Below are 25,339 nucleotides of genomic sequence, written 5' to 3' on the forward strand. Positions count from 1 at the left end.
ATGGCAGTCACCAGTTCCCCGATGCGCAAGGTATCGCTGCGCAATCTCGCCGCCCACAAGGTGCGGCTGATCCTCACCGTGCTCTCGGTCGTGCTCGGCACCGCGTTCGTCGCCGGATCGTTCGTCTTCACCGACACCCTGCAGAAGACGTTCGACAGCATCTTCGACGGCACCGCCAAGGGCGTCGACGTCCGGGTCAGTCCGGTCGAGCAGGGCTCGAGCGGCGTTCCGATCGCTGATGTCGACGCCATCCGCGCCGTCGACGGCGTCCGCGCGGTCGCGCCGTCCGTGGGCGGCCAGATCGTGGTCCTCAACTCGTCCGGCAAGCCCATGCAGAACGGCGGTGCACCGAGCATCGGCACGTCGTACCTGCCGCCGGACCAGCAGCTCGGCGAGCCCACGAAGTTCGTGGCCGGTACGCCGCCCGAGCAGCTCGGACAGATCGCGCTCAACGAGAGCGCCGCGAAGCGGGCCGGCCTGGACGTCGGCTCCCATACGCGTGTCCTGACGATGAGCGGCTGGAACGACGTCACGCTGGCGGGCATCTACGCCCCGGAGACCGACACCGGCGGGTACGTCGGCGCGCTGTTCACCGACGCGCAGGCGCGGCAGCTGTTCACCGACGGCAGCCACGTCGGTTACATCGACGTGGCCGGTGCGGGCGTGTCGCAGGACGAGCTGCGGGACCGGATCGCGACGGCGCTGCCGGACACCAAGGTCCAGACCGGCGCCGAGGTTCGCGAGGAGACCAAGGACGAGGTGGGCAAGGCGCTCAGCTTCGTCAACTACTTCCTGCTGGCGTTCGGTGCGATCGCGCTGCTGGTCGGCACCTTCATCATCTACAACACGTTCTCGATGATCGTCGCGCAGCGCCTGCGTGAGCTCGCGCTGCTGCGTGCGATCGGGGCCAGCCGCAAGCAGGTGGGCCGGTCGGTGGTCTTCGAGGCGCTCGTCGTCGGCGTGATCGGCAGCGCGCTCGGCATCGCGGCCGGAGTCGGCCTCGCGTACGGCCTGCGTGGTCTGCTCAACGCGTTCGATCTCGGCCTGCCCGAGGGTCCGCTGCAGGTCGCGCCCCGCACGATCATCGTGGCGCTCGTGCTCGGCGTCCTCGTCACCGTCGTCAGCGCGTACGCGCCGGCCCGTCGCGCCTCGAAGGTGCCCCCGGTCGCGGCCATGCGAGAGGAGTTCGCGTCCACCGGCGACACCCTCAAGGTCCGCACGCTGATCGGTGCGATCGCCGCAGTCCTCGGCGCACTCGCGCTCGTCGTCGGTGCGCAGTCGACGGGTGGCGGCGCGGCGGCCATCGTCGGCCTCGGTGCGCTCGCCCTGGTCCTCGCGGTGCTGCTGGCCGCGCCGGCGCTGTCCCGGCCGATCGTCGGCGGTCTCGGGGCGGTGTTCGCCAAGCCGTTCGGTCCGGTGGGCCGGCTCGCCCGCACCAACGCGGTGCGTAATCCCAAGCGCACGGCCGCGACGGCGTTCGCGCTGACCCTCGGGCTGATGCTGGTGTCGGTGATCGGCGTGTTCGGGGCGTCCGCCAAGTCGAGTGTGAACGCGCTCGTCGACAAGGGCGTCGAGGCCGACTTCGTGCTCACCGGGCCGCAGGGCATCGGCGTCCCGGCGGGAGCCGCCGCGGCCGCCGCGCAGGTGACCGGAGTCGAGCAAGCGGTCTCCCTCCACGGCGTCGCCGTGAAGATCGACGACGAGGACGTGTTCGGTACGGCCCTGAGCGGTTCGCCCGACGGCGTGCTCGACTACACGATGAAGGAGGGCACCTCCTCGGTCACCGGCACCGACATGATGGTCAGCGACAAGGAGGCCACCGATCACGGCTGGAAGCTCGGCACCCCGGTCACGCTGACGGACCGCGACGGCGAGCAGGTCACCACGACGGTGACCGGTATCTACGCCGACAACCAGCTGCTCGGCCCGTGGGTGGTCTCCGACCAGGTGTACCAGGAGGTGACGCCGCTGAGCATGCGCACCGAATGGGCTGTGCTGGTCAAGGCGGCGCCGGGTTCGAACCTGACCACGATGGCGTCCGACCTCGCGACCGCGACCGACCCGTTCGTCGTGGTGCAGGTCCAGGACCGGGAGCAGTTCAAGGGCACGCAGGGCCAGCAGATCGACATGCTGCTCGCGGTGCTGTACGGGCTGCTCGCGCTCGCGGTGGTCATCGCGATCCTCGGCATCGTCAACACGCTCGCTCTGTCCGTCGTCGAACGGCGGCGCGAGATCGGCATGCTGCGCGCGGTCGGGATGCAGCGGGCGCAGGTCCGGCGCACCATCTACCTCGAGTCGGTGCTGATCGCGGTCTTCGGTGCTCTCGTCGGCGTCGTACTCGGCGTGGTCTTCGGTTGGGGCTTCGTGCGAACGCTCGCCGATCAGGGCCTGGACCAGATCTCGGTCCCGTGGGGTCAGGTGCTGGCGATGTTGATCGGGTCCGCGGTGATCGGTGTCCTCGCGGCCCTGTGGCCGGCGAGCCGGGCGGCGCGGACCAAGCCGCTGGAGGCCATCGCCGACATGTAGTGGCAGCCCGTCCGAGGACGGTACCGCCGCGGCCCGACGCCGCGGCGGTACCGTCTTCCGAGTGAGCAACCTGCAGGACATCGGTGATCGCGACGGCTGGCGCTGCTGGCTGTGCGACGAGCCCGTCGACCCGGACATGTCGGTCAACGATCCGCGTGGACCGAGCGTCGACGGCATCAGTACCGCGAAGAAGAGCAAGGGCAAGTCGGTTCAGGAGCGCCTCGCGCACCGGGCTTGCAACACGAAGAAGGGCGCAATCAAGCCGGTCGTGCCGTGGCCGGACGCGCTGTTCGTTGTCGATCCGGCGCCGATCATCGGTGTCGTCGAGCAGCTGAGCCGCAAGGGTGGCCGGGTGGCGGTGGCCCGCTGTCCCGGCCAGTCGGATGCCGAGGCCGCGGGCGAGTGGCTGCTCGACCGCCTCTCGCGGCTCGCACCGGATCTGGCGCTGAGGACCCGCGTGGACGCCGGCGGCGGGGGATATCTGCTGGTCCTGGAGACTCGCTAAGAGCCTGGACAAAGCCGCCGTTCGACACCCCGGAGGGAGTAGCGTTCGCATCGAGGACCACTGTGATCCGTGCGTGTGAAGGGAATCGTCGATGAACTTGGCCCTGACCGTGGAAGAACGCGCGTTCCGGGAGGAGATGCGGACGTTCTTCCGCACCGAGATCCCCGCGGAGATTCGGGAGCGGGTGGCCTCGGGCGCACAGATCGGTCGCGACGACTTCGTCGCGACGCAGCGCATCCTCAACGCGGCGGGACTGGCGGTGCCGCACTGGCCGGTCCGTTGGGGCGGTCGGGACTGGACCGTGGTGCAGCGGCACATCTGGCTCGACGAGATGCAGTTGGCCGCGGTTCCCGAACCGCTCGCCTTCAACGTCAACATGGTCGGCCCGGTCATCGCGACGTTCGGCTCGGATGAGCAGAAGGAACGGTTCCTGCCGCCCACTGCGAATCTCGACATCTGGTGGTGCCAGGGGTTTTCCGAGCCCGGTGCCGGCTCGGACCTGGCGTCGCTGCAGACCCGTGCGGTGCGCGACGGCGACCACTATGTCGTCAACGGGCAGAAGACGTGGACGACGCTGGCGCAGTACGCCGACTGGATCTTCTGTCTCGTCCGGACCGACCCGCATGCCCCGAAGAAGCAGGCGGGTATCTCCTTCCTGCTCGTGGATCTGAAATCACCGGGCGTCACGGTCCGTCCGATCCGGCTGATCGACGGCAGCTACGAGGTCAACGAGGTGTTCTTCGACGACGTCCGTGTTCCCGCCGAGAACCTGGTCGGCGAGGAGAACGCGGGGTGGAGCTACGCGAAGTTCCTGCTCGGCAACGAGCGCACCGGTGTCACAGGTGTGGGCCGCGCCAAGGTCAGGCTGGCCCGGGCCAAGGAACATGCGGCGGCCACGCCCCTCGGATCGGGCACCCTGCTCGACGATCCGTTGTTCGCGGCCCGTGTCGCCGAACTCGAGAACGAACTGCTCGCGCTCGAACTGACCCAGCTGCGCGTGGTTGCGAGTTCGGCCCACGGCAAGCCCGATCCCGCGTCGTCGCTGCTGAAGCTGCGGGGTTCGGAACTGCAGCAGGCCGCGACCGAACTGCTGGTGGACGTGGCCGGGCCGGACTCGTTGCCGTTCGAGGCCGGGCCCGACATCGCGACGCCGTTGTGGGCGCAGCGGGCCGCTCCGAGCTACCTCAACTATCGGAAGGTGTCCATCTACAGCGGGTCGAGCGAGGTGCAGCGCAGCATCATCGCGTCCTCGATCCTCGGACTGTGAGGCGGGGTATGGACTTCGAACTCGACGACGAGCAGAAACTGCTGCGGGACACCACGCGCAACCTCCTGGACCGGAGCTACGACACCGAGGCCCTCGCCGCGGTGAAGGCGACACCGCGGGGGTGGAGCGAGGACTTGTGGCATCGGCTGGCCGAAACGGGCCTGCTCGGACTCGGCTTCGCCGACGAGCACGGTGGATCGGGGGCCGGCCCGGTCGAGGTCGGGCTGGTGATGACCGAGTTGGGGCGGCGACTCGCGCCCGAACCCGTGCTGGACGCCGTTCTCGTGCCGGGCAGCGTGATCGCGGACGTGGGCAGCGAGGCGCAACGACAGAAGATCCTGCCCGCCGTCACCGGCGGCGGCCTGCTGCTGGCGTTCGCCCACGCCGAACCGGGATCTCGCTGGCCCGCACTGGATGTGACCACTCGTGCTGTCCGGCAAGATGATTCGTGGACCGTTGTGGGAACCAAGAACCCCGTCCTGCACGGCGACTGCGCCGACACGCTGGTCGTCTCGGCGGCACTGCCGGACGGCGGGGTCGGCCTGTTCCTCGTGGAGGCAGACGCCCCCGGCGTGGCTCGCACGAGGTACGCCACGCACGATGGCCTGCGGGCCGCGCAGATCGAATTCCGGGACGCCGCCGCGGAGCCGCTCGGTGACGGCGCGGACGCCGCGGACGCCAGTGCCGCGATCCGCGCCGCCCACGTCCGGGCGCAGGCCGCGTTGTGTGCCGAGGCGGTCGGCGCGATGGCGGAGGCCCTGCGGCTGACCACCGACTATCTCCGCACCCGTAAGCAGTTCGGTGTTCCGCTGGCCAGTTTCCAGACCCTCACGCAGCGCGCCGCGGATATGTACGTGTCGCTGGAGTTGGCGCGGAGCATGAGTCTGTACGCGACGATGTCGCTCGCAGACGGTGTGGTCGATCCCGTGGTCGCGTCGCGCGCGAAGTTGCAGATCGGCCGGTCCGCGCGGCACATCGGGCAGGAGGCAATCCAGATGCACGGCGGTATCGGCATGACCGCCGAATATGCGGTGGGCCACTACGTGTCCCGGTTGACCGCAATCGAACACACGCTCGGCTCGGCCGACGACCACCTGCGGGTGCTCGCCGCCGACGTCGCCGGGCACGACATGGTCGACGTCGCGGACTAGCCGGGTTCGCGGGGGCGGCGGGAAGGGGCAAGGTGGTGGCGAGCAGAGTCGAGTTCACGGTCCTGGGTCCTGTCGCGGCCACGCGTGACGGGAGACAGATCATCCTCGACCAGCAGCAGCGAGCTCTGCTCGCCTCGCTGTTGGTGGCCTTCCCGCACTCGGTGGACATCGAGCGGTTGCGCGCTCAGGTCCGGTACACGGGCGCCGCCGCGGCCGGGAACGGGCAGGCCGTGGACGGACCGGACCACCTCGAACGGGCGCTCGAGGAGTTGAGCCGCCGGCTCGCCGACGGTGTGCCCGACGCGGACAGCGTCCTGGCGCGGGAGGGCCCCCGGTACCAGCTGGTCGTCCCGCGCGACGCGGTGGACTGGGCCCGCTTCGTCGACGAGGTCCGCCGTGGTGACGCCATGCTGGAGCGGGCGCCCGATACCGCCGCCGACGCCTACCGTGAGGGGCTGCGCCAGTGGCGCGGTCTCGCGTACGAGGGCCTTCCGATGACGGCGTTCGCCGACACCGTCTTCGTCGAGTCCGAGGTGGCGCAGCTGACCAAACTCCGGTTCGAGGCACGGCTCTCGCTGGCCCGCGCCGAGCTCGAGGGCGGGGCCCCGGCGTCGGCCGCGGTGGAGGCCGAGGCCGTCGTGGCGGATCATCCCCTCAACGATCGCGCGTGGGAGTTGCTGGCGCTGGCGCTCAGTCGGTCCGGTCAGCAGCCGCAAGCCTTGGCGGCAATTCGGCGCTGCCGCGCCATCTTCGACGACCGGCTCGGTAGTGAGATCGGGGCGGGACTGCGGCGCATCGAGGCGGCCCTCATGACGAAGGACACCGTCTACCTCGAGTCGGCACAGGTCACGCCACCGGTCGAGCTGTCGAATTCGAACCTGATCCCGCCGCGGACCCGACTGGTCGACCGTGAGCGAGACGTCTCGTCGCTCGTCCAACTGCTCGACGAGCATCGGCTCGCCACCCTCGTCGGTCCCGGCGGGGTGGGAAAGACGCGACTCGCGGTCGAGGTGTGCCGACGATACGAGGCGCCGGACGGGCCGTGGGTCGTCGATCTCACGAAAGTCAGTGACGGCACACTGATTCCGTCGACGATCGCGACGCTCCTGAGGTTGCCGGGTGTCGGATCCGCGATGCACCTGGCCGAGACCATGGCGGCCAGGTTCTGTGTTCTCGTCCTCGACAACTGCGAACATGTGGCCGACTACACCGCGGACGTCGCCCGCGCGATCCTCGCGCGCTGCCCGGACGTCCGGCTGATCGTCACCGGACGTGCCCCGCTCGGTGTCGCGGAAGAGGTCGTCCACGAGGTGTCGCCGTTGTCGGTGGACGGCTCCGCCGTCGACCTCTTCGCCGAGCGCGCCATCGGCATCAATCCGGCCTGGACGCTGAACGCGAAGAATCGGAAAGCGGTGCAAACGATCTGCCAGGAGGTCGAGGGTCTGCCTCTCGGCCTCGAGTTGGCAGCGGCGCAGCTGCACACCCTGAGCGAGAAGAAGATCGCCGCGGGTCTCGCGGACCGTTTCACCCTGCTCCGCGGAGACCCGGCGCCCGCGATCGGCCCTCGCGGGCGGATGTGGGACACCATCGACTGGGCCAACCGGCTCCTGTCGGGCGGGGAGGCGCGCCTGCTTCGCCGGATCTCGGTGTTCGCGGGATCGTTCGACGTGGAAGGCGCGACGGCGATGTGCGTGCTGGGCTCCTCGGCCCAGGTTTCGGTGGTGCTCACCGCGTTGGTGCGCCGCGGGCTGCTCCGCGTCGTCCCGGGATCGTCGCCCACCCGCTACCGGATGTTGGCCACGGTCCGCAGGTTCGCCCGCGAGCAGGCCGACGACGCCGAGTCGATCGCGATCCGCACCGCCCACCGCGGCTTCGTGCTGGGGCGGGTCGAAGCGGTGTCGACGGCGTTGCGCAGTTCGAGGGGGCGCCAGGCGCTCGGGGCGCTCGCCGCGGATCAGGCGGAGCATCGCGCGGCACTCGAATCGGCGTTCGCGGTCGACGACGCCCACTACGCGCTCGACCTGGCCGGTCGACTCGGCTGGTTCTGGTACCGGACCGGAAATGTGGGCGAGGGCCTGAAGTTCCTGCGGACCGCCCTGGATCTGGTGGCGGGGGATTGGCGGCCGCCCGAGCCGCGCGTGATGGCGCGCGCCCTGGACGGGCTGGCGTCGCTGACCTACCTGACCGGCGACGCCTCCACCGCCGAGGACGCGGTCCGGCGGGGTGGGCAGTTGTGGTCGTCGATCGGCGAGGTCGGCGAGGTGGCCCGTGACGACGCGTGGCGGGCCTACTTCGTTGCCATGCAGGGCCGTGCCGATGAGGCGGTCGAATTGGCCCGGCATGCAGTCGAGTTGGCGGCCGAGCACGGGTCGGGCTGGATCGAGGCCGAATCGCGGATGGTGCTCGGCATGCTGCTGCGGTCGGTCGGCCTGGTCGATGAGGCCAGCGCCGAACTGCGGGAGGCGATCCGCATCGGTGAACGGTACGGGCACCGCTGGGCCGTGACGTCGTCGACCTGGGCGTTGATGAAGGCCGATGCCGATGCCGGTGACGTCGAGGGAGCGCTGGCGACCATGCGGGTGCTGCGCGCCGACCTCGAGGAGGAGGGTGACGTCATCTCCTGGTTGGTGATGATCCATTCGACCGCCGCTGTTCTGGCGGAGGCGGGCCGCCCGACGGATGGCGCCGTGCTCATGGGCGCCGTGGACACCCTCGGTGCGCACGCGGGTTTCCTGCCGGCGTGGATCGACGCGGTGGACGGACCGATCGAGGCCGCGGTCGTCCACGATGCCCTCGACGACGAGGAATTCGAGCAGTACACCGCCGTCGGAGCCCACCTCAGCCGGGAACAGGTCGACCGGCTGGTAGGCGAACTCGTCGAGGGACCAGGTGGCGCAACCACTTCGGATGTCGGTGTCCGGCGGGACAGCGGTGCGGCTGGGGGCGGTTCCTAGGCTGCTCGTGATCCGGCGCGGATGTGTGTCGGGAACTACGTTGCTGACCAACGCCACTCACAACACCGCTGCCGTCGTGAGAGCAGATAGCGGATGGAGGTCCGATGAGGAGTGGAACTGCGGCTCTCATTGGTGATCGAGTTCGGCTGCGCGGCGCTCCTCGCGGATGTGGACAGCGGCTTCTCTGTCTTCACGCTCGACCGCGTCTGCTTCGTCGAGCACGCGAGTCAGACTGGCGGCTGGGATGACCACCGCGCCGGACGCGTCGGCATACACGTAGTCTCCGGGTGTGACTGTCACGCCGTCGATTTCGACCGCAACGTCGGCCGCGTACGGCATCACGGTGTCCCCGCCCCAGCGGGTCGCCTCGCCACGGCACCAGGTCGCGAAGGTAAAACTGCGCAGTTGCTCGAAATCGCGCAGCCGGCCGTCGGCGAGTACACCTGCGAGCTGGTGGTTCTCGACTCTGGACAGCTTCGTGCCGCCGCCGTGGGATGCGTCGGGGTAGCCGCCGCTGGACAACACCAGCACCTGCCCTCCCGGGTCCTGACCGATCGCGTCGTAGAACAGTTCTGCGAACCCGAGGTCGACTTGCGGTACATCGTCACGGTAGGGCAGGTACGCGATAGTCGCTGCCGGGCCGAACAGCGGCCGGTGTGGTTCGGGACTCTTCAGGGCAAGGATGTGCGAACGGTGACGATGGACGCGACCCATCGCATCGACCAATGTGGCACAACCCAGTTCGGCCGCTCGCGTCCCGGGATCGTTGTCGTCAACGTCGTTCATGCGGCTTCGTCGCCCCTTTCCTTCTCTGGCGCTTGCTATCTCGGCTGTGACCAGCGGCCAGGGTCGTCCTCGAGCGAGGAGCGATCCCAGTCGCCGTGTTCGGCGGCGGCCTCGTAACTTGTCTGCAGGAATGCAAGAAGCGTTCGGTCGGGGTCATCAGAGGTGCGCACCACTTCGTAGGGCAGCAGGAATTCTCCTTCGTCGCGGCTGTAACTGGCCGGCGGCGGGTGGACGGGATGGCTGGCGAAGCCGTCGGGCTCTGGATAGGCGTAGGCGTAGAACGCTCCTTCCTCGCCTCCGCCGGGCCAGAATCCGCAACTACTGAGTTCTCGTGAGTAGCCCTCGACCATCACCCAGTCACCCAAGTTCGGGGCGCCGCCAGGGTGCGTGGGGGCGCGGCGGCCGGAGAATCTGGTGCACGCAAGATCCATTGCACCCCAGAAGAAGTGAACCGGGCTGGACTTGCCGACGAAGCGGCAGCGGAAATCGCTCATCACCCGGTTGGCCTGAAGTAGCTGCCTCCAGAACATGTGCGCTGCCTGGGAGTCGTATGAGGCGTGTTCGAGATCGTCGGCGAACGGAATCGCAGTTTCGACCTCGTTTGGGTGCGACTGGATGTGTGCGTCCACGCCGAGCTCGTCGAGCGCGCGGAAGGTTCGCGCGTGGAACTCGGCTACCGACATCGCCTGCAGCGCGACATGCCGGGTCGAGCCATCTGTCGTGCGGATCAGGAGTTGGTGGTCGATGAAGTCGAACTGAATATCGAAAGCCGCTGCACCGTAAGGTATCAGTGATGTCGTGAGACCCCGTGGGTTGACATACAGCGTCACATTCCACCAGTGGTTCAGCAGCGACGTGTTACGCAGTCTCAGCTTGCCGACGATCTGAAGCCACATGTGCAGGGTCTCGCGCGTGTCGGTCCAATCGTCGATGCGCAGCCGAGGCCAACCCTCTGCGCCGTGGTGCTGTGCGTCCATTGTCTCCCTCGGCGTGTGCGCTATCGGTGTTCGGGGTTGTCGGCTCCTGGCCGACACCCGGCATCCCACTCGCTGCGCTGATTGCCGTAGGCGGGGATTCCGTCGTGGGTTCGCAACATCCGGGCAAGATGAAGCAGGTTGTAAGTCATGAAGGTGGTGTTGCGATTGGTGAACTCGTTCTCCGGTCCGCCCGAGTGGGGATCGAGATATGAGGGTCCGGGCCCAGCCTCCCCGATCCACCCGGCGTCAGCCTGCGGGGGAATCGTATAGCCCAAGTGCTGGAGGCTGTACAGCACATTCATGGCGCAGTGTTTGATGCCGTCTTCGTTGCCAGTGATCAAGCACCCGCCGACCCGGCCGTAGTAGGCGTATTGGCCCCGTTCGTTGAGCAAGTTCGAACAGCCGTACAGCCGCTCGATTACTCGTTTCATCACCGAACTGTTGTCGCCGAGCCATATGGGCCCGCACAGCACCAGGATGTCGGCGTCCAACACACGACGGAACAGAGCCGGCCATTCGTCGACGGCCCAGCCGTGTTCGGTCATGTCCGGCCAGACCCCGGTCGCGATGTCGAGGTCGACCGCGCGCACGATGTCGACCTCGACGCCGTGGTGGCGCAGGATCTGCGAACTGAGCCGGATCAGTCCCTCAGTGTTGCTGACTTCGGGCGATCGTTTCAACGTTGCATTGATATAAAGAGCCCGCACGCCGTCGGCCGGCAGGCCCACCGCGTCACCTCGATGCTCGGCCCCTGCACTCATTGGCATCTCCTAGAGTCTCCTCCTCCGTGTGGGCCGAGGCGCGGCGCCGAGCCGAAAGCCCCCGCGACCCATCCCGCCGCGAGTCGTCTGCGAGCGCGCCGCACCGCCCTTGGTCGGCTACCCCTCTGGTGCCGACGTAAACATCGGCAGCCTGCCAACCTCGACAATCTGCTACGGCACGCCGGTCGAGACCGGCTCCGGGACCGTGGTCGCCTCGCCCACGGTTCCTGATGGGCGCGGACACCGGACTCTCGTCATCGTGCTCGGCGCCGGTGTCTGGGTGGCTCCCTGACAGCACCGCAGCATTTCGGGAGTAATACGCAAAGGAAAGCAGTGCACACAGGTATGGCGTCAAGATAGTCGCCGCGTGCGGAATCCCGCGAGTGAACGCGCCTGGTGACACATTGGCAATGGACCTCGGCACCGATGGCGGCTACCAGAGTCGGTATTCAGCCGACCGGCCGCACCCATTCGAAAGCGTGTGCCTCGGAACGGGTTCCCTCGGCGGTGCGGGACCGGTTGGGCTCATCGAGTTCCGTGAGCATCGGTATCGCGATGTCGACGAGTCCGGTGAGCGTGCTGGGGGTGAGCCATTCGGGGCGGGTCGCGAACGCGATGTCCTCGGTGGAGGTGTTGCCGCTGGCTCCGGGCGCGAAGGGGCAGCCGCCGAGTCCGCCGAGGGAGCCGTCGACGACGTTCGCGCCGGCGCCGATCGCGGCGAGGGTGTTGGCGACGCCGAGGCCCCACGTGTCGTGGCCGTGGAAGACGATGCGGCGCTGTGGTGATTCGGCCTTCACCCGTGCGACCAGGGCGGCCACCTGTGCGGGGACGGCCTGGCCGAGGGTGTCGGCGACGACGATGTCGTCCGCTCCGTCGGCCCGCGGGTCGTTCGCGATCGACAGCACCCGATCGGCCGGGACCTCACCCTCGAACGGGCACGTGAACGACGTCGCGATGCACAGCTGGATTCGTCCGCCGACGGCTCGGGTCAGCTCGATCGCGGCGGGCATCGCGGCGAGGCTGTCGTCGGTGGAGCGTCCGATGTTGGCGCGGTTGTGCGACTCCGACGCCGAGAAGCAGTACTGGAAGTTCCGGGCGCCGGCGGCCGCGGCCTTCTCGACGTGGCGCGGCGTGGCCACCCACACCCAGCAGCGGTCGAGTTCCTCGGGCGTCAGTTCCCTGATCACCTCGAGGGTGTTCGCCATCGGCGGCACCAGGTCGGGCCGGGCCATCGAGCCGACCTCCAGTTCCGGCACTCCCAGCGCCAGCAGGCCGCGGGCGATCTCGAGCTTGCGTTCGGTCGACAGCGGCTTGCCGGTCAGCTGGAGCCCGTCGCGCAGCGTGACGTCCCGCAGGATCGACTGGGGTGCAAACGAATAGGTCATCAGGACTCCGTCTCGGCGATGATCCGGTCGATGTCGGCCGCGGACTTGCCGAGCACCGATGCGAGCACCTCGCGGGTGTGCTCGCCCAGGTCCGGTCCCACGTGGTGGATCGGTAGTGATTCGTCACCGATCACCGGGACGATCCCCGGGAAGCCTACGGGCTGAGGGGAGTCGGCGCCGGTGTCGACGTCGAATGTCTGAATCATTTTGCGGGCGTTGTACTGTTCGTCGTCGACGATGTCGGCGGCGGTGTAGATCGGTCCGGAGGGGACGTTCGCCGCATCGAGGATCCGCAGCGCGTCGTCGCGGGTGTGCCGGGAGGTCCATTCGCCGATCGCGGCGTCGAGTTCGTCGCGGCGCGCCCACCGGCCGGCATTGGTCAGCAGTTCCTCGTCGGCGGCGAGGTCGGGGCGCTCGATCGTTTCCATGTAGCGCTGGAAGATCGCGTCGCCGTTGCCCGAGATGATGATGCTCGTGCCGTCGCTGCACGGATACGCGTTGGACGGGGCGATGCCCTCCATCCGGCCACCGACCCGCTCGCGCTTGACGCCGTACGCGAGGTAGTCGGGGACCAGCGATTCCATCATCGACATGATGGACTCGTTGAGGGCGACGTCGATGATCCGCTGCGACAGCGGGAGCGCCGTCCCGGTGCACGAGGTGCGTTGGTAGAGGGCCATCACCGAGCCGAACGCGGCGTACAGGCCGGCGATCGAGTCGCCGATCGACACCCCCACCCGCACCGGTGGCCGGTCCGGGTCGCCGACGAGCTCCCGGAAGCCGCCGAGGGCCTCGGCGACGGCAGCGAACCCTGGCCGCTCGGCCAGCGGCCCGGTCTGTCCGAACGCCGAGATCCGGGTGATCACCAGGTCCGGGTTGACCGCGTTCAGCTGTTCGGGGCCGATGCCCCACTTCTCGAGCGTGCCGGGGCGGAAGTTCTCCAGCACGATGTCGCACTCCGTGGCGAGATCGAGCACGAGCTGCCGGCCCTCGTCGGAGCGCAGGTCCAGCACGATGGACTTCTTGTTCCGGTTGATCGTCCGGTACAGCATCGACGTGCTGCCCGAGTACAGGCGCCAGTTCCGCAGCTCGTCACCGGTGCGGGGCCGCTCCACCTTGATCACCTCGGCGCCGAAGTCGGCGAGCAGTCGGCCCGCGGTGGGCGCGGCGATGTAGTTGCCGAGTTCGAGCACGCGGACACCGTCCAGCGGCCGCATCGGGATGTCCTGCGTCATGCCTCGATTCAATCAGCTTCCGACCCGCCGTGGTTTCCCGTCCATCGGGAAGTGACATGCACGGATGCCCGCGCCTACGGTGTGCTGAATGAGACGTCGGCCACACTTCGGGTGTGGCCTCCCCGACGACGGATGGAGTGCAAGGTGGGTCTGAGTTCGGATCGGATCGTGGTGGTCACCGGAGCGAGCCGCGGCGCAGGCAAGGGAATCGCGCTGGCCCTCGGCGAGACCGGCGCGACGGTGTATGTGACCGGACGGTCCAAGGCCGAGGGGGACGCGCCACTGCCCGGCACGGTGTTCGCGACCGCGGAGGAGATCACCCGCCGCGGCGGCACCGGCGTCCCGGTGGTCCTCGACCACGGTGACGACGCGCAGGTCGAGGCCTTCTTCGCGCAGCTGCGGGAGGAGCACGGGCGCCTCGACATCCTGGTCAACAATGCGTTTGCGATCCCCGACGCATTGACGGCGAAGGGTGCCTTCTGGGAGAAGCCGCTGTCGCTGCTGGACGTGTTCGACGTCGGCATGCGGTCGAGCTACGTCTCGACCTACTACGCGGCTCCACTGCTCGTTGCCAACGGCGAGGGCCTGGTCGTGAACACGTCGTCGTTCGGCGGCACGTGCTACATGCACGGTCCCGCGTACGGGGCCGGCAAGGCTGCCGTCGACAAGATGGCCCACGACATGGCCGTCGATTTCCGCCCGCACAACGTCGCGGCCGTCTCGCTCTGGATGGGTCTGCTCCTGACCGAGCGCACCAAGGCCGGATTCGATGCGAACCCGGGCGCGTACGACGGCCTGGCGGCCACCGCCGAGTCGCCCGAGTTCCCGGGACGCGTGATCGACGCTCTCGCGAAGGACCCGGAGCTGATGAAGCGCAGCGGCCAGGTCCTGGTGGGCGCGGAAGTCGCCCAGGAACTCGGCGTGACGGACATCGAGGGGAAGCAGCCGCCGTCGCACCGGCAGTTCCTCGGCAATCCGCCGGTGTTCTCCGACGCCGTCATCGACTGACGACACGCGCGAATTCTGGAACAGTGGTGGGCAGAAGGCTCCTCGAGGAGGCACGATGCCCGCACCCGACCCGTCCGCCGCGTCCGAGCGCCGCGCGCGCATCAACGAACAGGTCCGCTGCTGGTGCGAGCGCGCGCGTCTCGACGGTCGGCACCTGCCGCTGTCCGACGCCGCAGCGGTGCTGATCGCGGCCGGACGGGTCGACGCCACGACGCGCGCGATCCTGGCGGCTCGTCGCCGCGCAGGTCGGACCCTGCCGTCGATCGGCGGCTTCGGCGACCTGCGCCTGTTGGCCGACGAGCACGCCCGGATCGTGCGCAAGTCCGCGTCGCAGCGCCCGGGACCGGTGCAGCTGGCGTATCGCTACCGGGCCGCCGAACTGGGAAAGCGGCTCGACGGCCTGCGGTCGGCGGTCACGATGTCGAACGCGCACTATGCCGGGGGCGTGCGGGCAATCCGCCGGGACCGCCGCGACGGAGTGCACCTCGACCCCGAACAGCGCGACGCGCTGTTCGGGGCGTTGACTCGGACCCCGGCGCCGCTGCCGGTACACCGGCGGCACCTGCACGATCTGCGCAACGCGATGCTCGAGGGCACGGCGTCGCGGGTGACCCGCGTGTCCGAGCACACGAGGGCGCAGGACGTGGGCCGACGGGCCGCAGACGTGTTGGAGCGTGCGGTGGAACCCGACGACGACCGGTTCGCCGACCACTACGACACCCTGTTGTTCCTGGCCGGCACGCTGTACGACCGGATCGAGGGTTCCGCGGCGTGGCACTCGGAGCACTTCGCGATGCAGCGGGCGCAGCTCGACCTCGCGGAGGAACTCACCCAGATCGCCGTCGACACCGTTGCGCTGCACGGCATCGTCGGCGAACTCGACGACGCGCTCGCCTCCACCCCGGAGGCACGTGAGCACGTGGAGTCCCGTCGCGACGCGCTCGCGCCGGTGTGGGACCAGTTGGTGGACAGGGTGGCGGCCCTCGCCCGGATCGGGGATCTGTTGGCGCAGGCCGAGATCCAGCTCCGTGCGATGGAATCGATGCGGTGGGCCACCAGCCTCGACACCCGGATCGACGAGCTGATCGCGCGTTCCGGGAACCGGGAGATCTCAGCCGAGAACACTCACCAGGTCGGTGATCAGCTCGGGGGGGTCGAGGAGCTCATCGGGACCTTCCGCAGCACCCTGGGCGGCGACATCGCGGCGTTGACCGCGCGTGGAGTCCAATAGGTTCGGATTCAGGTCACCAGCCGCGCTCGGCGAGGCGGTGCGGCTGGGGGATGTCGTCGACGTTGATGCCGACCATGGCCTCGCCCAGGCCGCGGGAGACCTTCGCCAGGACGTCCGGGTCGTCGAAGAAGGTGGTGGCCTTGACGATCGCGGCGGCCCGCTCGGCCGGGTTGCCGGACTTGAAGATGCCCGAGCCGACGAACACGCCCTCGGCGCCGAGCTGCATCATCATCGCCGCGTCCGCGGGGGTCGCGATGCCACCGGCGGTGAACAGGGTGACCGGGAGCTTGCCGGCCTTGGCGACCTCGACGACCAGATCGTACGGGGCCTGCAGTTCCTTCGCGGCGACGTACAGCTCGTCCTCGGGCAGCGAGGTCAGGCGGCGGATCTCCTGGCGGATCTTGCGCATGTGGGTGGTGGCGTTGGAGACGTCACCGGTGCCGGCCTCGCCCTTCGAGCGGATCATCGCGGCGCCCTCGTTGATGCGGCGCAGGGCCTCACCGAGGTTGGTGGCGCCACAGACGAACGGGACGGTGAAGGCGAACTTGTCGATGTGGTTCTCGTAGTCGGCGGGGGTGAGGACCTCGGACTCGTCGATGTAGTCCACGCCCAACGACTGCAGGATCTGCGCCTCGACGAAGTGACCGATGCGGGCCTTGGCCATGACCGGGATCGACACGGCCTCGATGATGCCGTCGATCATGTCCGGGTCGGACATGCGCGAGACGCCGCCCTGGGCGCGGATGTCGGCGGGCACACGCTCGAGGGCCATGACCGCGACGGCGCCGGCGTCCTCGGCGATCTTGGCCTGCTCGGGGGTGACCACGTCCATGATGACGCCGCCCTTGAGCATCTCGGCCATGCCCCGCTTGACGCGTGCAGTGCCGACCTGGGGGAGCGAAGCGGCGGCGGATGATCCCGTGGGGGTGGTGTCGGTGGTACTCACAGCTGTGTCGTCCTTCGTAGATCGGGGGAGGGGTTTGGCGAGGGCTCAGACGGCCATACCGTCGAGGAACACCGAGATGCAGTCCTCGGACAGCTCGCCGAGTGTGTAGGGGTCGTCGGGCTTGCGCCAGTAGACGGTGAACCACACCGAGTCTCGGAGGAATCGGTGGAACACCTTGGAGGGGACGTCCTTTCGAAGGACGCCGGCGTCCTTGCCGGCCTCGATGGCGTCGAGCCAGATCGTCTGGATCTCGTCTGCGAGGTCATTCGCCGCGGCGAAGTCGCGGAGCTTGCGCAGATTGGGGAACTCCGCGTGATAGACCTTCGTCGCGTCGGGCCGGACTGCGCCCATCGCCAGGGAGACGTCGACGATCGCCTTCAGCCTGGCGCGCGGCTCGAAATGCTCGAGCCCGGTCGCCCGATAGTTCGCGAGCAGGTCCGAGAGGAACCCGGTGACCAGTTCGTTGACGATCGCGCCCTTCGACCGGAAGTAGTGGTAGAGCGCGCCGGCGTTCAATCCGACCACGTCACCGATCTCGCGCATCGAGGTCCCCGCGATGCCGCGCTCCGCGAAGAGCGTTGCGGCCGCGTCGAGAATCTCGGACTTCCTGTCTTGGGGTGCTGACACGTCAGTCCCTTCCATTTTGAACACTCATTCAACGACATTAGCCGCGACGGCCTGGGTGCGTCAAAGCGGTGCGATCCGGGCGCCACGATCAGAGTCGAACGTCGTTGTCGGCGCGCCGATTTAGGGATATCCGTGGCGCCGGGCCTCCGGCGCGGCGGTCTTGACGATCGGAACCGCCCGGCTTATATTCGCCTTGAATGAACGTTCAATAGACGTTATTCAAGTTTGAGGGTGGCGCCACTGGAACGAGGTGGACTGCGCGGCTGTCGTGCGGTGTCCGCATCGATGTGGCGCCCGCCCGAGCTCTTTCCGCCCGGTTTGTGGGGCGAGACCACGTGATGTCCGCGCGAACCGCCTGCGCGGACCCTTTCCGAAATCGACGAGGAGATCCAATGACCAGGGTTGTCTACGCCCGCAGTGTGCACGACGAGCGCGAGATCGAGGCCTGCCTCGAGGTGTTGCGTGGTGGTCCGTTCGCTCTGAAGATCGGCAAGAACGTCGCCGAGATGGAGCGCCGGGTCGCCGACCTCTACGGCAAGAAGCTCGGCCTGATGTGCAACTCGGGTTCGTCCGCGCTGTACCTGGCGCTCGAATTGCTCGACCTGCCCAAGGGTTCCGAGGTCATCACCTCTCCGCTGACGTTCTCGACCGACGTGTCGCCGATCGTCCGCGGCGGGTGGATCCCGGTGTTCGTCGACGTCGAGCCCGACACGTACAACGTCGACGCGTCGAAGATCGAGGAGCTGATCACCGACAAGACCAAGGCCATCCTGGTTCCCAATCTCGCCGGCAATGCACCCGACTGGGATGCCATCCGCGAGATCGCGGACCGCCACGGCCTCAAGGTCATCGAGGATTCGTGCGACTGCATCGGCACCACGCTGCACGGCACCAAGACCGGCTCGCGGTCCGACATCACCGTCACCAGCTTCGCTATGTCGCACATCATCACGTGTGCCGGCAACGGTGGCATGGTGTGCCTCGACGACGAGAAGCTGCGCGACAAGGGTCTGATGCTGCGGCGATGGGGTCGCCGGTCCGAGCCGCACCTCTTCGGCTCCGAGCAGGCGCGGACCGGGCGGGTGTTCCGTGAGGACCTCGACGGCGTCGCCTACGACAACGACTTCATCTTCGACGTCCTGCCGTGGAACTTCGAGCCGTCCGAGCTGGGTTCGGCGTTCGGGTTGGTGCAGCTGAGCAAGCTCGACGTCAACTACAAGCGTCGTCACGAGATCTTCGACGCGTTCACGGCGGCGTTCGGCGCGTACCCGTCGCTGTTCCGCCTGCCGAAGCCGCTCGCGGGCTTCTACACGGCGTGGCTCTGCTACCCGGTCACGGTTCGCGAGGATGCGGGCTTTGCCCGCTCGGACCTGCAGGAATCGCTCGAGGGTGCCGGAATCGACACCCGCACCGTGTGGAGTGGCAACGTCACGCGCCATCCGATGATGAAGAACGTCGAGTACCGCATCCCGGAGGGCGGTCTGCCCTTCGCCGACGAGGTCTTCGAGCGTGGGATGTCGCTCGGCATGAGCCACGGCATGACCGACGAGGAACTCGATCACGTGGTGGCGAGCATCCACGCGTTCGCGTCGAAGTTCGCGACTCCGGTGACCGCCCAGTCGTAGGACCGGCCCGGGTGGGAGCCTCACCACCCGCGTGCCGAGTCCACCGCGCCACGAGCCCCCGACTTTCGAGTCGGGGGCTCGTGGCGTTTGGGCGCAACCGGCGTCCCGCTTCCGCAATGCATGGAACCTCGTTCTAGAGAATCTTGGGGTTCTGGCTTGACTTTCCACCCTACGACACTAACCTCGAAGTCAATCGTATAGAACACGGTTTCACATTGCGTCTCTGATCAGGAGTGTCCATCGTGACGAACGAAACGCCCTACATCCTCATTTCCGCGGACAGCCACGCCGGCGCCGATCACGCCACCTACCGCTCGTACCTCGAATCGAAGTGGCACGAGGAGTTCGACGCGTGGCGCGGCAGGTACAAGAACCCGTACCGCGACCTCGTCGACGACGGCCGAACCCGCAACTGGGACAGCGAGCGTCGACTGCGGGAGACGCAGGGCGACGGCACCGTCGGCGAGGTGCTGTTCCCCAACACGGTGCCGCCGTTCTTCCCGAGCGCGGCTGTGCTGGCGGGCCCGCCGCGGGCGGAGGACTTCGAGAAGCGCCTCGCCGGCATCCGCGCCCACAATCGGTGGCTCGAGGATTTCTGCAACGACGCTCCCGCGCAGCGTGCCGGCGTCGCACAGGTGTTCCTCAATGACGTCGACGAGGCCGTCAAGGACGTCGAGTGGATCAAGGAGAACGGTCTGCGTGGCGGCATCCTGCTGCCGAACCTGGCGCCCGACGTCAAGTGGGTCAAGCCCCTCTACGACCCCGAGTACGACCGGCTGTGGAAGGTCTGCGAGGACCTCGGCGTCCCGGTGAACAGCCATGCCGGCACGGGCCTGCCGGACTACGGCCGCTACAAGACCTCGTCGCTGCTGTACATCAACGAGGTCGGCTTCTACTCGATGCGTCCGCTCGTGCAGATGATCCTCTCGGGCGTCTTCGAACGGTTCCCGAAGCTCAAGTTCGCGGTGTCGGAGCAGGGCTGCGCATGGGCGCCGGACCTGATGCGCCAACTCGACACCGTCGACCTGCGCGTCAAGCGCACCGGCCGGATCGGTGAGCTGTTCTACAGCGAGGACGAGCAGCTGCCGCTGCGCCCCAGCGAGTACTTCCGCCGCAACGTCTGGGTCGGCGCGACGATGCCGTCGGCGCAGGACATGGCCTCGCGTGACACCCTCGGCGAGGGCAAGTTCATGTGGGGCAGCGACTACCCGCACAACGAGGGCACTTACCCGTTCACCCGTGAGTGCATCCGCCAGGTCATGCACGACGTGGACGAGACCGAGCTGCGGAAGCTGTTCGCGGAGAACGCCGCCGAACTCTACGACTTCGACCTGGACGCGCTGGCCCCGCTGGCCGCGAAGTACGGGCCCACGCCGTCGGAGGTCGCCCGGCCGCTCACCGAACTGCCCGAGAATCCCAACGACGTCCTGCTGCGCGAGTCCTTCGCCGAGCAGCTCGAGGCGGAGCTCGGCGCGTGACGGGCCGGTTGCAGGGCCGCCGGGCGATCGTCACCGGTGCCAGCCGCGGTATCGGTGCGGGCATCGCGCAGCGGCTGGCGGCGGAGGGTGCCGCGGTCGCGATCGTCGCGCGCACGGTCGACGAGCCCGATCGCGGGTTCGACGGCACGCTGGCCGAGACCGCGCATCTGATTCGGTCGGCCGGCGGCACGGCCGTGATCGTGCCGGCCGCGCTCGAGGATCCCGAGTCCCGTGGCCGCATCGTGGCGGAGGCCGAGCGTCAGCTCGGTGGCCCGATCGACATCCTGGTCAACAACGCCGCGGCTGCGATCTTCCAGCCGCTGCGGGATTATCCGGCGAAGCGGGCCCACCTGACGTTCGAGGTGAACGTGCATGCGCCGCTGGACCTTGCACAGCGGGTGATCCCCGGGATGCGCGAACGTGGCGAGGGCTGGATCGTCAACATCACCAGCGGCACGGCGCGGATCAGGCCTGTCGAACCGCTGGCACGCGGCGTCACCGAGCTGGACGCCGATATCCACGGCACCACCCTCTACGGCATGAGCAAGGCCGCGCAGGACCGGATGACGGCGGGCCTGGCCGCCGAGCTGAACGGCACCGGGATCCGCGTCAACGCGGTGCGTCCCCGCTCCGCCGTCGCGACCGCTGGCGCAATGACTGTGGCTTCGAGCATGGTCGGATCCCAGTGGTTCGTTCCCGAGTCGCTCGAGGAGATGGTCGAGGCGGTGACGTGGCTGTGCGACTGCGCTCCGCCGTACACCGGCAACGTGGAGGCGAGCCTGGACATCCTCGAACGTGAAAGAATCACGGCCCGGGATCTCCGGGGCAGGCCGATCGCGAAGGAGCAGAACGCATGACGCCCTACGACGGCATCCCGATCATCGACACGCACATCGGGTTCCGCGAATCCGGCTACGACGAGTACGCCTTCATCACGCGGCAGACGAAGGACCGGCAGAGCCGGGACGAGTTCAGCATGCCCGCGCAGTACATGTTCAAGGGCGTGCCGGACCTGGCGACCGACGATCCGATCTCGGTGACGCTGCACGAGATGGACAAGCACGGCATCGAGATCGGCATGGTCAGCATGGCCAAGGAGTCGGGGCAGCGCGCGGTCAAGATGTTCCCGGACCGGTTCGTGCCGCAGGGGTCCGCGGTCGACCCCAACGACATCATGGGCACGCTGAACCGAATGACGCGGGAGTACGAGGAGTTCGGCATCGTCTCGGTGAGTTCGTTCGCGGCGGGCACGTTCCCGCAGGTCGCGCTCAACGCTCCGCAGATGTATCCGATCTACGCCAAGTGCGTCGAGCTGGACATCCCGATCTTCGCGTGCGCGGGGATCGCCGGGCCTCGGGTCAAGTCGTCGGTCCAGCACGTCGAGCTCATCGACGACGTGATGTTCGACTTCCCGGACCTGGTCTTCGTCACCCGACACGGGTGCGAGCCGTGGGAGGAGTTCGCGGTCAAGCTGATGCTCAAGTGGCCCAACCTCTACTACTCGACGTCGGCGTTCGCGCCCAAGCACTACCCGACGGCGATCGTCGACTACGCGAACACCCGCGGAGCCGACAAGATCATCTACGCGGGCTACTTCCCGGCCGGGTTGACCCTGGACCGCATCTTCGGCGACATGCCGCACGTGCCGTTCAAGGACGAGGTATGGCCGAAGTTCCTGCACGAGAACGCCCGCAAGGTGTTGAAGCTGAAAGGTTGATCGGACATGCCGATCGGTATCGGAGCAGACCACGACGCACTCGCCGACGCGCTCGCGCGGTTCGCCGCGCGGGAGACACCGGTGGAGCGGACGCGCACCCGGTTCCCTCACCTCGCCCGGGGTGAGCGGCCGGACCACTGGGAACAACTGGTGGGCATGGGGATTCCGTCACTGCACATCGCCGAGGAGTACGACGGCGCCGGCGCGGGGCTGCTGGAACTGGCGGTGGCGCTGGAACAGTCGGGCCACGGACTGATCCCCGGCCCGCTACTCCCGACGGTGACGGCAAGCGCCGTGGTCGAGGCGCACGGCACCGACGCCGTGCGCAAGGCGCTGCTGCCGCGCTTCGCGGCGGGGGCGACCGGCGCGTGCGGTCTCGAACCCGGGACCGTCACGCTCGAGGGCGACGGCGACGAGGTCATCGCGACGGGCACAACCGTGCCGATCCTCGGCGGGATCGGCGCGGACATCCTGGTGCTCGCGGGACAGTGCGATGAGAAGCCGGTCTGGTTCGTCGTCCCGTCCGACGCGGACGGTGTCGGGCGGGTGGCCGAGGAAGGCGTCGACCTGACCCGTGACATCGGACGGATCCACCTGTCCGAGGTGCGGATTCCCGCCGACCACATCCTCGGCGCACTCCCGGAGGAGGTCGCGGCACTCACGGTCGTCCTCCAGTGCGCCGAAGCCGTCGGTATCGCCAGGTGGGCGCAGGAGACCAGCCTCGCCTACGCGAAGATCCGCGAGCAGTTCGGTCGGCCGATCGGGTCCTTCCAGGCGATCAAGCACAAGTGCGCGCAGCTGTTCATCCGGGTCGAGGTGATGACCAGCGCCGTGTGGGACGCCGCGACGGCCGCGACGGCCGCGACGGCCGCGACGGCCGCGGACGGCGGGGACCGGGAGCAGGCGGCGCTGGCCGCGGCTCGTGCCGCGACGGTGTGCCGCCGCGAGGCCGTCGACGTGGTCCTGGACTGCCTGACCCTGCTCGGCGGCATCGGCAACACGTGGGAGCACGACATCCACCTGTACTGGCGGCGGGCGGTCAGCCTGCTCGCGCTGGGCGGATCGCAGGACGAATGGACCAGGCGTGCGGGAGAATTGGCGCTGGCGACCGAGCGGCACGCGGCACCCGGAGTCGAGGACCGCCCCGAGTTCCGGGCACGGGTCGCCGCGACAATTGCCGAGGCCGGAGCACTCGACCCGGTGTCGGCCCGCGCGTTGCTGGCCGAACGTGGCCTCGTCTCTCCGCACTACCCCGAACCGTACGGACTGGGTGCGGATACCGCAGGGCAGCTCATCATCGCCGAGGAGTTCGACCGCGCGGAGATGGCGCAGCCGACGACCGTGATCGGGGAGTGGGCGCTGCCGTCGATCCTCCAGTACGGCACGGACGAGCAGACGGGGCGTCTCGTCGCACCCACTCTGCGCGGCGAGATCGTGTGGTGTCAGCTGTTCTCCGAGCCGGGCGCCGGCTCCGACCTCGCATCGCTGACGACGTCCGCCACCAAGGTGGACGGTGGCTGGCGCATCGACGGCAGCAAGGTGTGGAATTCCAAGGCACACGAGGCGCACTGGGGTATCTGCCTGGCGCGCACCGACCGGGACGCGCCCAAGCACCGCGGCATCAGCTTCTTCCTCGTCGACATGAGCGCCCGCGGAGTGGAGGTGCGGCCGTTGCGGGAGGCCAACGGCGACAGCATGTTCAACGAGGTGATCCTCGACGGCGTCTTCGTGCCCGACGCCGACCTGGTCGGGGCACCGGGGGAGGGGTGGAAGGTGGCCCGCACGACGCTCGCGAACGAGCGGGTCGCGATGGGCACCACGCCGGTGGCCGGCGGACACCGGTTCGACCCGATCGAGGTGGCCCGGGCGCTGGTTCCGCGGAGTCAGCGCGATGCGCTGCCGGCACTCGGCCGGATCACCTCCACCACCGGCGCGCTCGACGCGCTCGCGCACCGCAGTGTGCTCAAGCGTCTGTCCGGACTGAACCCCGGCGTCGAGGCGAGTGCCCTCAAGGCCGCATCGGCACGGCACATCACCGACGCGGCGGCGCAGGTGCTGGAGTGGTTCGGTCCGGAGGCCGCGGTGGGCAGCCTGGGCCCGGACGTGTCGGGCGGCGGTCGTGCGGCCAAGGCCTATCTGTCGACGCCGTCGCTGCTCATCGGCGGCGGCACCCTGGAGATCCAGCTCAACGTGATCTCGGAGCAGATCCTGGGGCTGCCCCGGGAGCCGCGATGAGCGCGCGACTCCTCGACGGTCACGTCGCGGTCGTCACCGGCGCAAGCGAGGGTCTCGGCCGCGCCGAGGCCCTCGCTCTCGCGGATGCCGGTGCGCGCCTGGTGATCAACGCGCGCAGCGAGCGCATCGACGACGTCGCCGACGAGATCCGACGCGCGGGCGGCGACGTCGTGACGGTTCTGGGTGATGTCGGTGACGAGTCGACGGCCGATCGACTCGTCACGCGTGCCGTCGAGGCGTTCGGTCGCCTCGACATTCTCGTGAACAACGCCGGCATCATTCGGGATCGCATGGTGTTCAACATGTCTGCCGAGGAATGGGACGACGTCCTGCGGGTCAATCTGCGCAGCACGTTCCTCACGACGCGCGCAGCCACCGACCACTGGCGGCGCCGGGCGAAGGAGACGGGGGAGCCGGTGTACGCGCGCATCGTCAACACGTCGTCCGAGGCGTACGCGTCCGGGCCGCCGGGAGCCGCCAACTATGCGGCGTCGAAGGCCGGGGTCGTGGCGCTGACGATGTCGACGGCGCGCGGGTGCGGCGCGTTCGGGGTGCGTGCCAACGCGATCTGCCCACGCGCGCGGACCGAGATGACGAGTGACGTGTTCGGTCCCGGTCCGGAGGCGGGGGAGGATCCGCTGTCCGCCGAGCACATCACCCCGCTGGTGGTCTATCTCGCGTCTCCGGCGGCCGATCCGATCACCGGCCGCGTCCTGGTGGCGTACGGCGATCGGATCGACGTCATGTCGGCGCCGACGGCCGAGGTGAGTCTTCGGTCGGCCTCGCGGTGGAGTCAGGACGAACTGCACGACGTGCTGGGCGGGCACCTCGCTCCGGTGCCGCCGGCAACGGACCAGGTGGTGGCGGGTTGACGACCGCTAGGCTGGACGCGTGACCGAATCCGCTGCCGTGCCGCTGAGTCCCG

General features: G+C 68.5%; 20 protein-coding genes. 13 read left to right on the forward strand and 7 right to left on the reverse strand.

The window, feature by feature from the left end; all coding sequences use genetic code 11:
• The 5 genes from ACQ5DX_RS05650 to ACQ5DX_RS05670 all read left to right on the forward strand — a co-directional run bounded on the left by ACQ5DX_RS05650 (position 1) and on the right by ACQ5DX_RS05670 (position 8,403).
• On the forward strand, positions 1-2,526 hold the full coding sequence (locus tag ACQ5DX_RS05650; RefSeq protein WP_430331691.1) for an ABC transporter permease: 2,526 nt from the start codon (positions 1-3) through the stop codon (positions 2,524-2,526).
• A gap of 61 nt (positions 2,527-2,587) precedes the next feature.
• Entirely contained in the window at positions 2,588-3,031 is a 444-nt protein-coding gene (locus ACQ5DX_RS05655) for a hypothetical protein (RefSeq protein ID WP_430331692.1), read from the forward strand.
• A 91-nt stretch (positions 3,032-3,122) separates the two neighbouring features.
• Positions 3,123-4,298 (forward strand): acyl-CoA dehydrogenase family protein, encoded by a 1,176-nt coding sequence (locus tag ACQ5DX_RS05660; protein WP_430331693.1) that lies wholly within the window; start codon positions 3,123-3,125, stop codon positions 4,296-4,298.
• An 8-nt stretch (positions 4,299-4,306) separates the two neighbouring features.
• On the forward strand, positions 4,307-5,449 hold the full coding sequence (locus ACQ5DX_RS05665; protein WP_430331694.1) for an acyl-CoA dehydrogenase family protein: 1,143 nt from the start codon (positions 4,307-4,309) through the stop codon (positions 5,447-5,449).
• Positions 5,450-5,484: 35 nt separating this feature from the next.
• The gene (locus ACQ5DX_RS05670) at positions 5,485-8,403 is read left to right on the forward strand and encodes an ATP-binding protein (RefSeq protein ID WP_430331695.1); all 2,919 of its coding nucleotides are present in this window, start codon (positions 5,485-5,487) and stop codon (positions 8,401-8,403) included.
• Positions 8,404-8,529: 126 nt separating this feature from the next.
• On the opposite strand, the gene ACQ5DX_RS05675 is transcribed toward ACQ5DX_RS05670, so the two are convergent.
• The 5 genes from ACQ5DX_RS05675 to ACQ5DX_RS05695 all read right to left on the reverse strand — a co-directional run bounded on the left by ACQ5DX_RS05675 (position 8,530) and on the right by ACQ5DX_RS05695 (position 13,547).
• Positions 8,530-9,189, reverse strand: a complete 660-nt coding sequence (locus ACQ5DX_RS05675) for an RraA family protein (protein WP_430331696.1) — start codon at positions 9,187-9,189, stop codon at positions 8,530-8,532.
• A 35-nt stretch (positions 9,190-9,224) separates the two neighbouring features.
• Positions 9,225-10,166 (reverse strand): DUF5996 family protein, encoded by a 942-nt coding sequence (locus tag ACQ5DX_RS05680; protein ID WP_430331697.1) that lies wholly within the window; start codon positions 10,164-10,166, stop codon positions 9,225-9,227.
• 20 nt (positions 10,167-10,186) lie between these two features.
• Complete coding sequence (locus ACQ5DX_RS05685) at positions 10,187-10,927, reverse strand: flavodoxin family protein (protein ID WP_430331698.1); 741 nt, start codon at positions 10,925-10,927, stop codon at positions 10,187-10,189.
• 449 nt (positions 10,928-11,376) lie between these two features.
• Positions 11,377-12,312: a hydroxymethylglutaryl-CoA lyase gene (locus ACQ5DX_RS05690; RefSeq protein ID WP_430331699.1), complete on the reverse strand. Its 936-nt coding sequence runs from the start codon at positions 12,310-12,312 to the stop codon at positions 11,377-11,379.
• Positions 12,312-13,547 (reverse strand): CaiB/BaiF CoA transferase family protein, encoded by a 1,236-nt coding sequence (locus ACQ5DX_RS05695; RefSeq protein WP_430331700.1) that lies wholly within the window; start codon positions 13,545-13,547, stop codon positions 12,312-12,314. The genes ACQ5DX_RS05690 and ACQ5DX_RS05695 overlap by 1 nt, the downstream gene beginning before the upstream one ends.
• Positions 13,548-13,679: 132 nt before the next feature.
• Between ACQ5DX_RS05695 and ACQ5DX_RS05700 the strand changes: the two genes are divergently transcribed.
• Both ACQ5DX_RS05700 and ACQ5DX_RS05705 read left to right on the forward strand, forming a co-directional pair.
• Positions 13,680-14,555, forward strand: a complete 876-nt coding sequence (locus tag ACQ5DX_RS05700) for an SDR family NAD(P)-dependent oxidoreductase (protein WP_430331701.1) — start codon at positions 13,680-13,682, stop codon at positions 14,553-14,555.
• Between the two features lie 55 nt (positions 14,556-14,610).
• Positions 14,611-15,786, forward strand: coding sequence for a hypothetical protein (locus tag ACQ5DX_RS05705; RefSeq protein WP_430331702.1), 1,176 nt, complete (start codon positions 14,611-14,613; stop codon positions 15,784-15,786).
• 13 nt (positions 15,787-15,799) lie between these two features.
• On the opposite strand, the gene pdxS is transcribed toward ACQ5DX_RS05705, so the two are convergent.
• Entirely contained in the window at positions 15,800-16,732 is a 933-nt protein-coding gene (pdxS, locus tag ACQ5DX_RS05710) for a pyridoxal 5'-phosphate synthase lyase subunit PdxS (RefSeq protein ID WP_430331703.1), read from the reverse strand.
• 45 nt (positions 16,733-16,777) lie between these two features.
• Positions 16,778-17,359 carry a TetR/AcrR family transcriptional regulator gene (locus tag ACQ5DX_RS05715; RefSeq protein ID WP_430331704.1) on the reverse strand — a complete coding sequence of 194 codons (582 nt, stop codon included), beginning with the start codon at positions 17,357-17,359 and terminating at the stop codon, positions 16,778-16,780.
• Between the two features lie 392 nt (positions 17,360-17,751).
• Here ACQ5DX_RS05715 and ACQ5DX_RS05720 point away from each other — a divergent pair, with 392 nt between their 5' ends.
• The 6 genes from ACQ5DX_RS05720 to ACQ5DX_RS05745 all read left to right on the forward strand — a co-directional run bounded on the left by ACQ5DX_RS05720 (position 17,752) and on the right by ACQ5DX_RS05745 (position 25,286).
• Positions 17,752-18,984 (forward strand): DegT/DnrJ/EryC1/StrS family aminotransferase, encoded by a 1,233-nt coding sequence (locus tag ACQ5DX_RS05720; RefSeq protein WP_430331705.1) that lies wholly within the window; start codon positions 17,752-17,754, stop codon positions 18,982-18,984.
• A 242-nt stretch (positions 18,985-19,226) separates the two neighbouring features.
• Positions 19,227-20,462, forward strand: a complete 1,236-nt coding sequence (locus ACQ5DX_RS05725; RefSeq protein WP_430331706.1) for an amidohydrolase family protein — start codon at positions 19,227-19,229, stop codon at positions 20,460-20,462.
• Complete coding sequence (locus tag ACQ5DX_RS05730; RefSeq protein WP_430331707.1) at positions 20,459-21,319, forward strand: SDR family NAD(P)-dependent oxidoreductase; 861 nt, start codon at positions 20,459-20,461, stop codon at positions 21,317-21,319. The genes ACQ5DX_RS05725 and ACQ5DX_RS05730 overlap by 4 nt, the downstream gene beginning before the upstream one ends.
• Positions 21,316-22,179 (forward strand): amidohydrolase family protein, encoded by an 864-nt coding sequence (locus ACQ5DX_RS05735; protein WP_430331708.1) that lies wholly within the window; start codon positions 21,316-21,318, stop codon positions 22,177-22,179. Before ACQ5DX_RS05730 ends, ACQ5DX_RS05735 begins: the two co-directional genes overlap by 4 nt.
• Before the next feature lie 6 nt (positions 22,180-22,185).
• Positions 22,186-24,414 (forward strand): acyl-CoA dehydrogenase, encoded by a 2,229-nt coding sequence (locus tag ACQ5DX_RS05740; protein ID WP_430331709.1) that lies wholly within the window; start codon positions 22,186-22,188, stop codon positions 24,412-24,414.
• A complete protein-coding gene (locus ACQ5DX_RS05745) occupies positions 24,411-25,286 on the forward strand; it encodes an SDR family NAD(P)-dependent oxidoreductase (RefSeq protein ID WP_430331710.1) in 876 nt (291 codons plus the stop codon). Before ACQ5DX_RS05740 ends, ACQ5DX_RS05745 begins: the two co-directional genes overlap by 4 nt.
• The last annotated feature ends 53 nt before the right edge of the window (positions 25,287-25,339 follow it).

This window comes from Rhodococcus sp. ACT016 (genome assembly GCF_050477185.1).
Lineage (GTDB): Bacteria > Actinomycetota > Actinomycetes > Mycobacteriales > Mycobacteriaceae > Prescottella.